The following is a 1,896-nucleotide window of genomic DNA, read 5'->3' as shown; positions in this document are numbered from 1 at the left end:
GCTGACTCCGTGAGCGACGCCCCGGGGAGCACTCCCCGGGGCGTCGCCCTCGTTCGGGGGTGGATGAGACGGGTGTCACGGGCGGTGCGGCCTTCGCCGGTTTGCGTTCCTGGTTGATCCGTTCTAAACTGACTGAAGTCAGGGCGAGCGGCGGTCACCGCCGCACTGGTCGGAGATCAGGTCCTGAGCGACGCGGGGTGGAGCAGCTCGGTAGCTCGCTGGGCTCATAACCCAGAGGTCGCAGGTTCGAATCCTGCCCCCGCTACCACGTCAGGCCCCGCACACCTTCCGGTGTGCGGGGCCTTCTCGCGTCCCCGGTTCCTGGCCCGCCGTGGTGGCCCCGGGGAGGGCCACCGCCGGGCGGTCTCCGCCCTGTCGACGGGCGCGGCACGGCTGTCGGAGGACGCTGGGAGAGTGAGCGGTATGACGCTCAGGTTCCGCCGGACCCGTCTCGAGGACCTCCCGCTGATCCAGTCCTGGCTCCGCCGTCCGCACGTGGCTCGCTACTGGGCGCACGACACGAGTGACGCGGCCATCGAACGCGACTTCGCCGGCAGTGTCCTGGGCGAGGAACCGTCCGAGGACTACCTCGTGTTCCGGGCGGACCGCCCGATCGGCTTCGCGCAGCGGTGCCGGATCCACGACTACCCGGAAGGGCACCGTGAACTGGTCGAGCTCGTGGACGTCCCGCCCGACGCGCTCACCATCGACTACTTCATCGGGGAGGCGGAACTGCTGGGGCAGGGCCTCGGGACGCGGTTGGTCGAGGCCTTCACCGGACTGTGCTGGCGGGACCACCCCGAGGCCAGCGCCATCATCGTTCCCGTCGCGGCCTCGAACACCCCGTCCTGGGCAGCCCTGCGCCGCGCAGGCTACTCCCTGGTCGCGACCGGCTACCTCACCCCGGACAACCCCCTTGACGACGGCATCCACCACGTTCACCGTGCCGACCGGCCCCGAGGCCGCTGGAGCCACCCGCCCTCGCCCGGCACCGGAGGCCAGGGGGACCCGGACGGTGGGGAGGGCGACGGCGCCCGGTGACCCGGGCAGCTCCAGGGGGACGCGTTGCGGGCCGGGCCGACCCCTCACGGCCCCCGCCATCCACCCCCCGGTGAACACCAACGTCCCAGCGTCGAAGCCACCTCCCCGCCCAGTCCCTTGATGGAGCGCCGCACGGGCGGCGGGACCACCACCAGGACGCCGTCGGTGGGTTCGATGGGCGTGAAGGGCAGGGGGACGCGGTCGCGCAGCCGCGACGGGTCGACCGCGCCGGCTCCGGTCGCTTCCCGGGGAGGGAGGGCCGGTGCGGGCGTGCGGCTCCGTTCCGACGCCCGGTCCTCCTTCGGGTCCCTGGCGTTCCCGTGGTCGACCAGGACCAGACGTGGGTGGGCGGTCGGGGCGGCGACGGGGCCACCAGGCGACCAGTCCCGACGTCCGGCCCGGTGCCCGGACGAGCCTCGCCGGCGGGCGACCCCGTCGACGACGGCCGCGGACCGGCCGCCCTCGTCCCCTGCCCGGCGGACCCGTGGGCCAGCGCACGGCGGGCGGCATCGCCCCTCGGGCGGCGGCACGGAGGGCTGGCGGGCGGTCACCCCTCCTGAGGAGAGGTGGTCCGCCGGCGTGGGCGAAAGCCGGGGCGGCTGAGCTCGGCCCCGGGGAGCAGCGTCGACGGCGGCGCGCGGAGGGTGAGGTACGGGGGAGGCCCGCTCGTGCGGACGCCACCGCGCCAGCATGCCGATCGTCGCAGTTCAGGGCGGTGGGCGGGGGAGTTGGGCGTTCGAGGGACCCCCGGGTTTGCCGGTGATCCGCCCATCCTCTAAGCTATCTCCTGTCAGGGCGAGCGGCGGACACCGTCGCACTGGTCGGAGATCAGGTCCTGAGCGACGCGGGGTGGAG

At 73.9% G+C, this 1,896-nt stretch carries 1 protein-coding gene and 1 tRNA gene; both read left to right on the top strand.

Going from position 1 to position 1,896, the window contains the following annotated elements; all coding sequences use genetic code 11:
- Nucleotides 1-191: 191 nt before the first annotated feature.
- Nucleotides 192-268, top strand: a tRNA-Met gene (locus ACTIDRAF_RS0218050).
- A gap of 155 nt (nucleotides 269-423) precedes the next feature.
- Nucleotides 424-1,041, top strand: a complete 618-nt coding sequence (locus ACTIDRAF_RS29615; RefSeq protein ID WP_016700127.1) for a GNAT family N-acetyltransferase — start codon at nucleotides 424-426, stop codon at nucleotides 1,039-1,041.
- Nucleotides 1,042-1,896: the final 855 nt, after the last annotated feature.

This window comes from Actinoalloteichus spitiensis RMV-1378 (assembly GCF_000239155.1).
GTDB classification, from domain to species: domain Bacteria; phylum Actinomycetota; class Actinomycetes; order Mycobacteriales; family Pseudonocardiaceae; genus Actinoalloteichus_B; species Actinoalloteichus_B spitiensis.
The sequence above is the reverse complement of the archived record's forward strand: the minus strand, read 5'-3'. Positions and strand labels throughout refer to the sequence as shown.